Consider the following 8258-nt stretch of genomic DNA (forward strand, 5'->3'; position numbering starts at 1 on the left):
CCCGAAGTGGAGCGGACGACGGGAATCGAACCCGCGTAATCAGTTTGGAAGACTGAGGCTCTACCATTGAGCTACGTCCGCGTGCACACGCATCACCGCGTGCCGCCCTAGCGTACCCACTCTTCGTGATCTTCCCAAGCCGGTATCCCCACCCGTCGCACCGAAACCGTCCGGCCCGCCGGTTCCGGCCGCCCGGACGGCGCCTACACTCGAAGCGGCCACGGGGTGTGGCGCAGTTTGGTAGCGCACTCGCTTTGGGAGCGAGGGGCCGTGGGTTCAAATCCCGCCACCCCGACGACACGGACCCAGGCACGACCACGGCACGACCACATGGGTTTCAAACCCGGGCGCGAGCGTGCCGCGACCACGGCCTAAACTCGCGAGAGCGACGGCGCGTAACGCCGGCGTGTCTGCAGACGAAACAGTGAGCAGACCGCCCTCACTCCGCGTCTGCGCGATGACCGACAAGAGCGAGCGCAGACGCCACGACAGCGGACACGCCGTTAATTCACCCAGATCCATCAAGGAGTACGCCTGTGAAGAGCACCGTCGAGACTCTGAGCCCGACTCGGGTGCGGCTCGCCATCGAGGTGCCGTTCGCCGAGCTCGAGCCGAGCCTGAAGAAGGCGTACCGGGAACTCGCGCAGCAGGTGCAGATTCCCGGCTTCCGCCGTGGCAAGGTGCCGTCCTCGGTGATCGACCAGCGGGTCGGCCGTGAGGCCGTGCTGAACGAGGCTGTGAACGAGGCCATCCCGCAGCAGCTGTTCGCGGCCGTGCAGGAGCACGACGTCAAGATCCTCGGTCGTCCCGAGGTGAACGTGACGGAGTTCTCCGACCGTGAGCCGCTGAAGTTCACGGCCGAGGTCGACGTGCGGCCGGAGCTGACGATCCCGGACCTGTCCGCGATCACGGTCGAGGTGGACGAGCTGGTCATCGGCGAGTCCGAGATCGACGAGCAGGTGAAGAACCTGCGCGAGCGGTTCGCCACGCTGAAGACGGTCGAGCGGCCCGCGGCCGACGGCGACTACGTGCAGCTGGACCTGAACGCGACGGTCGACGGCGTCGAGGTGCCGGGCGGCTCCGCGACGAACATCTCGCACGAGGTCGGCTCGCAGCAGTTGCTCCCGGGGCTGGACGAGGTTCTGGTGGGCCTGTCCGCCGGCGAGTCGGCGACGTTCACCACGCAGCTGGTCGGCGGCGACTTCGCCGGTCAGGACGCGGAGGTTTCCACCACGGTCCGCACCGTGAAGGAGAAGGAGCTGCCGCCGCTGGACGACGACTTCGCGCAGCTGGCCAGCGAGTTCGACACGCTGGAGGAGCTGAAGGGCGACGTGCGCGAGCGGGTCACCCGGGTGAAGAAGGTCGAGCAGATCTACGCGGCCCGGGACAAGGTGCTGGCGCAGATCGTGGAGGACGCGGAGATCCCGGCGCCGGAGGGTGTCGTGAAGGACGCGGTGGAGCAGCGCAAGGCCGCGATGACGGACCAGCTGGAGCGGATCGGCGCGTCGCTGGAGGACTACCTGGCCTCGGAGGAGAAGACCGAGGAGCAGATCGACACCGAGCTGCAGGAGGCCGCGACCGAGGGCGTGAAGATCCAGCTGCTGCTGGACACGATCGCCGAGGCCGAGGAGGTGCAGGTGTCGGACGACGAGTTCGGGCACGAGATCATGCACCGCGCGCAGCGGGCCGGCCTGCAGCCCCAGCAGTACTACGACCAGCTGGCCCGGTCGGGTGAGGCGCAGGCCGTCTTCGGCGACGTGCGCCGGGGCAAGGCGCTGCAGATCGTGCTGGAGCGCGTGACGATCAAGGACACCACGGGCGAGGTCGTGACGCTCGAGGCGATCCAGGACGAGCACCACCACGTGCACTAAGGCCCCAAGGGCAGATCAAGGGCCGCCGCGGGTACGACGTACCCCCGGCGGCTTTTGATCTTGGGGTGGAAACCCGCTTCTTCTCAGGGCAGAAGACGTGCGCTTACAGCGAACAGTGCCCCATGAGCGGACGAACTGCCCCGTCGACGGGCTAGGGTCGGTCCTACGAAGGACTAACAGCGAAGGGCTGCCATGACCGACTTGCATCTCAATGCGTCGCCTCTGGCAAGAGGTGGCGGAAACCTCGCCGGTGGCCTCGACGACTCGGTCTACAACCGGCTGCTGAAGGAGCGGATCGTCTTTCTGGGCAGCGAGGTGACCGACGAGGTCGCCAACCGCATCTGCGCGCAGCTGCTGCTGCTCTCCGCGGAGGATCCGGAGCGGGACATCAACCTCTGGATCAACTCGCCCGGCGGTTCGGTCTACTCCGGCATGGCGATCTACGACACCATGCAGTTCATCGACAACGACGTCTCCACGGTCGCGATGGGCATGGCGGCCTCCATGGGCCAGCTGCTGCTGTGTGCCGGCACGGCCGGTAAGCGGTACGCGTTGCCGCACGCCCGGATCATGATGCACCAGCCGTCCGGTGGCATGGGCGGCACCGCCGCGGACATCGCGATCCAGGCGGAGCAGATGCTGTATACGAAGCGCATGTTCCAGGAGCGCGTGGCGTTCCACACCGGGCAGGCGCAGGGCACGATCGAGGCCGACTCGGACCGGGACCGTTGGTTCACGGCCGCCGAGGCCAAGGACTATGGCTTCATCGACAAGGTGATCACCGGGGCGACGCAGGTCCCCGAGGGCGCCGGAACGTTGAACTGAGGAAGGCGACAATGACGGACATGACACTGCCCCCGCAGTTCGCTCCGGTGCACAACCGGTACATTCTCCCGTCCTTCGTAGAGCGCACGTCGTACGGGGTGAAGGAGTCCAACCCGTACAACAAGATGTTCGAGGACCGGATCATCTTCATGGGCGTCCAGGTGGACGACGCCTCGGCGAACGACGTGATGGCCCAGCTGCTGACGCTGGAGTCGACGGACCCGGACCGCGACATCACGATGTATATCAACTCGCCCGGCGGCTCGTTCACGGCGATGACGGCGATCTACGACACGATGCAGTACGTGCGGCCCGACATCGTGACGGTCTGCCTGGGTCAGGCCGCCTCCGCGGCCGCGATCCTGCTGGCGGCCGGCACGCCGGGCAAGCGCATGGCGCTGCCGCACTCCCGGGTGATAATCCACCAGCCGGCCACCGAGGGTGGCTACGGTCAGGGCTCGGACATCGAGATCCAGGCCCGCGAGATCCTCCGCATGCGTTCGCAGATGGAGGGGCTGCTGGTGCGCCACACCGGCCGCAGTGCGGAGATGGTCACCAAGGACATCGACCGCGACAAGATCATGACCGCGGCCGAGGCCAAGGAGTACGGCATCGTCGACACGGTGCTGCAGAACCGGAAGAAGAGCGGCCTGGTCGGCGCCATCGCCGCGAACTGATTCAGCGCCCTTGACGAAGGCCAGCCGCAGGTAGGTTACTGTGGCTGGTCTTCACTATTGCTCGTCTTGAACGTACGCACTCAAATCGGGCATATAGCACCAAACCCCCAGTGGGGGAGGCCCGCTAGCCTGGTTGGTCTCTGACACGCCAGTTTTGGGGGTCGGAGAAACGCCCCCGCAGGGGGTAACGTCGAGTCCGCACCGCTAAGCATCGCGGTCCGGTGGACGATTGAATATCGTTGAGCGAAGGCCGGTTTACCAGGTCGTCCTCAGGCCAGGGTTGGGAGTCTCCAGCCGATGAGCGCAGGGAGAGCGTAGGTGGCACGGATCGGTGACGGCGGCGACCTACTGAAGTGCTCCTTCTGTGGAAAGTCGCAGAAGCAGGTCAAGAAGCTCATCGCGGGCCCAGGTGTTTACATCTGCGACGAGTGCATCGATCTCTGTAACGAGATCATCGAAGAGGAGCTGGCCGAGTCCGGCGAGGTGAAGTGGGAAGAGCTTCCCAAGCCGATGGAGATCGTCCAGTTCCTGGATCAGTACGTGGTGGGCCAGGAGAACGCGAAGCGCGCACTCGCGGTCGCGGTCTACAACCACTACAAACGGATCCAGGCGGAGGCCAACGGCGCCCCCGGCTCGGGTAACGACCAGATCGAGCTCGCCAAGTCGAACATCATGCTGATCGGCCCCACGGGCTGCGGCAAGACACACCTGGCGCAGACGCTCGCTCGTATGCTGAACGTTCCGTTCGCGATCGCCGACGCCACGGCGCTGACCGAGGCCGGCTACGTCGGCGAGGACGTCGAGAACATTCTGCTCAAGCTGATCCAGGCCGCTGACTACGACATCAAGCGCGCCGAGACCGGCATCATCTACATCGACGAGGTCGACAAGATCGCCCGCAAGTCGGAGAACCCCTCCATCACGAGGGACGTCTCCGGCGAGGGCGTCCAGCAGGCGCTGCTGAAGATCCTCGAAGGCACCACGGCGAATGTTCCTCCCCAGGGCGGCCGCAAGCACCCGCACCAGGAGTTCATCCAGATCGACACCACGAATGTGCTGTTCATCTGCGGTGGCGCGTTCGCGGGCCTGGACCGGATCGTCGAGTCCCGCATCGGCGCCGGCGGCGTCGGCTTCGGGGCCAACCTGCGCTCGATCCGAGACCGGGACACCGACGACATCATGTCGAAGGTGATGCCGGAGGACATGTTGAAGTTCGGGCTCATCCCCGAGTTCATCGGCCGTCTGCCGGTCTTCACCACGGTCCGCAACCTCGACCGCGACGCGCTGGTCAACATCCTCACCGAGCCCCGCAACGCGCTCGTCCGCCAATACCAGCGTCTCTTCGAGCTGGACGGCGTCGAGCTGGAGTTCGAGCAGGACGCGCTGAACGCGATCGCGGACCAGGCCATGCTCCGCGGCACCGGCGCCCGTGGCCTCCGGGCCATCCTGGAGGAGGTCCTCCAGTCGGTGATGTACGAGGTGCCGTCGAACCCCGACGCCGCCCGCGTGCTCATCACCAAGGGCGTCGTCCTGGAGAACGTGAATCCGACCATCGTGCCGCGGGAGTTCACGGGCCGCCGTGCCCGCCGCGAGCGCGAGGAGAAGTCGGCCTGACCGCCGTTCGTACCGCTGACGCCCCGGCCACCTCGCCGGGGCGTCTTGCTGTCCTCCTGGACCGCGTCGCGCACGGCGAACGCCTGCCGTCCGAGCCGTTCCTGGAGGTGGTCCCCGCGCCGTCCGCGCGCGACGCCGCCGTCCTCTCGTTCCCCGCACGCGTGGTGATCGCCGCCGACGTGACCCCCGAATGGGTGAACGCGCACCTCCCCGACACCGGCGACCACATCTCCGAGCCGATGAACCCGCCGTTCCTGCACGCGCTCGAACGCCACCTGCACCGCAGGATCAACAGCATCGACCAGATGCTGGTCGCCCCCGCGTTGCCCGGCCCGCCCCCGCTGTCGCTGACGACAATCGACGACCACGACCATCCGCGGGTACGCCACGCGGTCGGCTACCGCGACGACGTCCGCATCTACGCCGCGCCCGGCGGTCTGCTCACGGTCGGCCGCGGTCTCGCCGGCCGCTGGGAGCTCTCCATGGAGGTCGATCCCGGGCGCCGCGACGCCGGCCTCGGCCGCGCGCTCGTCACCGCGGCCCGCCACCTGATCCCGGCCGGCGCGCACCTCTGGGCGCAGGTCGCGCCCGGCAACGCGGCCAGCACCCGCACGCTGCTCGCGGCCGGATACCTCCCGGTCGGCGCCGAGGCGATCCTCCAGACGACCCTGGTCCAGGCACCCGGCCTGTCCTAGGCTCAGGTCATGCGAGTCGCGGTGTGCCAGCTCAACGCCCGGGAAGACCGTTCCGCCAACCTGGCCACGGCCCGCGAGCTGCTGGCCCGCGCCGCCGACGCCGGCGCCGACCTGGCGGTCCTGCCGGAATACACCGACTACCTCGGCCCGTCCGCCGGCGCGCCCAAGCCGGAGCCGGTCGACGGCGAGTTCGGCACGTTCTTCGCGGACGCCGCACGCGAGCTCGGCATCTGGGTGCACGCCGGCTCCTTCCACGAGACCGGGCCGGACGCGGACCACATCTACAACACCAGCCTCGTCTTCAACCGGGCCGGCGAGCTCGCGGCCGCGTACCGCAAGATCCACCTCTACGACGTCGAGATCCCCGGCAAGGTCTCGTTCCACGAGTCGCGCAGCGTCGCCGCCGGCACGGACACCGTCGTCGTCGACATCGAAGGCACGCGCCTCGGCCTGTCCATCTGCTACGACCTCCGCTTCCCGGAGCTCTACCGCGCGCTCGCCACCGGGGGAGAGGCCACACTGCTGGTGGTGCCGGCCGCGTTCATGGCCCACACCGGCCGCGACCACTGGGAGATCCTGCTCCGCGCCCGCGCCATCGAGAACCAGTGCTACGTGCTCGCCGCCGGCCAGATCGGCAACCACGAGCCCGGCCGCACCTGCTTCGGCCGCAGCATGATCATCGACCCCTGGGGCACCGTCCTCGCCCAGGCCCCCGACACGACCACGGTCGTCGTCGCGGACCTCGACCTCCCCCGCCTCGACACCATCCGACTCGAACTCCCCAGCCTCGCCAACCGCCGCCTCTAGATCACCGCTGAGCGGGCGGTCGTGGGAGTGGAGCATGCGGGCCGGCTCGCCACCGTGGAGCTGAGAGCTCAACAAAGGCAGCACAAGCAGATCTTCCCGCTTCCGGCGTGGTGGCGGTCCGCATGCTCCCGCGGGCCAACCTCCGGGGTTCGGAAGACTCCGCTGGCGCTCCGCTTCCGATCCCCGATCGGAGCCGGTTCCGCCGCTGGTCCCGGCGAGCCGCGATTCCCGCGCTACCCACCTCCCTGCCGCGCGCCGGCCTCCCGGCCGGGGCTCCATTCCCGCGCTACCCACCTTGCGGCCGCCCACCTTGCGGCCGCGTGCCGGCCTCCCCGGCCGGGGTTCCGCGGGCCGGGGAGGTCCGGTGCCCCGGGCTCGTTCTTTCGACGCGCCCCCGCCGTCGTCTCGCAGTGCGGGTCATCGGAGGTGTGCGGGAAGGGAAGCCGGTCCGGGCGGCGAGGTCCGGCGCCCGATGCCTGGGGGTTAGGGATACGGCGGCCTGCTCGGTCGGGGGCGGTCCGGTGCGGCGGGCTCGGGATTCCGCAGGCTGTCCGGTCGGGGAGGTCCGGAGTTCTGGGCTCGCATTCCGGGGACTCTGTCCGGTCGGGGGAGGCCCGGAGTTTCGAGCTCGGCATTCCAGGGAGTCTGTCCGGTCGGGGAAGTCCGGTTCTGTGTCCGGGATTCCGAGGACGCTGCTTGTCCCGGCGAGGTCCGGTGCACGGCGAGGTCCGGTGCGCCGGGCTCGGGACTCCGGCGTTCTGCCCGGGGACAGACCCGGCACGCTGATCATGGCGTTGACCGGGAACGGCGTGCCTCGGTTGGCGGGGGCCTGGATCTCGACCGGGTGTGGACACTCGATCGTGTCAGGGAGTGGAGATCTGCGCTGCGGGAGTGGGCCGGCGGACGTCGAACGAGTGGGTCAGCGGCCGTCGAAGAAGATGCCGAGCGCGGTGAGGCCGGCGATGGCGCCGCCGGTGACGAGCATGGCCGTGGTCATCCGGGTCTGGCCGCGGGCGGCGAGCCGGCGGACGGAGAGGACCAGGACGACGAGCACGATAGCGCCGATGACCAGGTGCCACAGGGGGAAGAGCTGACCGAGCAGCGCGTCGGAACCGGGGGTCGTCGCGGACGTGTCGGTAGCCATGCCGCCCACTCTGGCACGCGGAACCGGGCAGCGGCAGCGTCTTGCGGACATCGATGCGTTGCGGACACCGGACGGACGCTTTCGGGATGATCGACAGGGGCTGATTTGTGCTTGGTGGCGGTGACCGCGTAACTTTCTCTTCGCCACGGGGAACCGGACGAACAGGGCGAAAGTCACTGAGCGGACGGAATCGGGGCAACCGGGTGGTGCAGCAAATCGGGTAAGACCCCGATTTGGACTTGCGAAACCGACCGGGTAGAGTAAGACAGCCAGCGGGAGCCGGGCAAGAACGATCCGAACGCTTTAAGCCTCACGGCGAGCGTTGTGGGGTCGGAGGCCGGTCCGCAGGATTCCTCGGAAATGACAACCACCGGTAACGGTGTGCGTCAGCATGGGGAGATCCGGGCGTTGCTCTTGGAAAGATCCAGCAGCTCCTCACGGAGAGCGGATTTGACAAGGCGAAAACGACCGAGTAAAGTAGTACGAGTGCCCGGCGGTGACAAAGGGCGCGAATACGGACGAAATGCCCCAGAACTTGGGTCGGTGTAGCCGGTTTGAGTGTGGTGTGTGGTTGTTCTTTGAGAACTCAACAGGGTGCTTGAAAAGCCAGTGCCAATTATGATTT

The 8258-nt window shown here is 67.7% G+C and carries 7 protein-coding genes and 2 tRNA genes; 7 read left to right on the plus strand and 2 right to left on the minus strand.

Annotated features, from left to right (window positions below; all coding sequences use genetic code 11):
- Positions 1-7: 7 nt before the first annotated feature.
- A tRNA-Gly gene (locus OP04_RS36925) sits at positions 8-81 on the minus strand.
- Positions 82-221: 140 nt separating this feature from the next.
- Here OP04_RS36925 and OP04_RS36930 point away from each other — a divergent pair.
- From OP04_RS36930 to OP04_RS36960, 7 genes are all read left to right on the plus strand, one after another.
- Positions 222-295 (plus strand) — tRNA-Pro (locus OP04_RS36930).
- A gap of 241 nt (positions 296-536) precedes the next feature.
- On the plus strand, positions 537-1871 hold the full coding sequence (tig, locus tag OP04_RS36935; protein WP_033344550.1) for a trigger factor: 1335 nt from the start codon (positions 537-539) through the stop codon (positions 1869-1871).
- Between the two features lie 192 nt (positions 1872-2063).
- A complete protein-coding gene (locus OP04_RS36940; RefSeq protein ID WP_033344551.1) occupies positions 2064-2696 on the plus strand; it encodes a ClpP family protease in 633 nt (210 codons plus the stop codon).
- Positions 2697-2707: 11 nt separating this feature from the next.
- Positions 2708-3373: an ATP-dependent Clp protease proteolytic subunit gene (locus OP04_RS36945; RefSeq protein WP_033344552.1), complete on the plus strand. Its 666-nt coding sequence runs from the start codon at positions 2708-2710 to the stop codon at positions 3371-3373.
- A gap of 318 nt (positions 3374-3691) precedes the next feature.
- Entirely contained in the window at positions 3692-4987 is a 1296-nt protein-coding gene (gene clpX / locus OP04_RS36950; protein WP_033344553.1) for an ATP-dependent Clp protease ATP-binding subunit ClpX, read from the plus strand.
- 107 nt (positions 4988-5094) lie between these two features.
- Entirely contained in the window at positions 5095-5682 is a 588-nt protein-coding gene (locus tag OP04_RS36955; RefSeq protein ID WP_232323873.1) for a GNAT family N-acetyltransferase, read from the plus strand.
- 9 nt (positions 5683-5691) lie between these two features.
- A complete protein-coding gene (locus OP04_RS36960; protein ID WP_033344554.1) occupies positions 5692-6489 on the plus strand; it encodes a carbon-nitrogen hydrolase family protein in 798 nt (265 codons plus the stop codon).
- 919 nt (positions 6490-7408) lie between these two features.
- Here the strand turns inward: OP04_RS36960 and OP04_RS36965 are convergent.
- On the minus strand, positions 7409-7633 hold the full coding sequence (locus OP04_RS36965) for a hypothetical protein (protein WP_033344620.1): 225 nt from the start codon (positions 7631-7633) through the stop codon (positions 7409-7411).
- Positions 7634-8258 lie beyond the last annotated feature (625 nt).

Source organism: Catenuloplanes japonicus, from assembly GCF_000717135.1.
Lineage (GTDB): Bacteria > Actinomycetota > Actinomycetes > Mycobacteriales > Micromonosporaceae > Catenuloplanes > Catenuloplanes japonicus.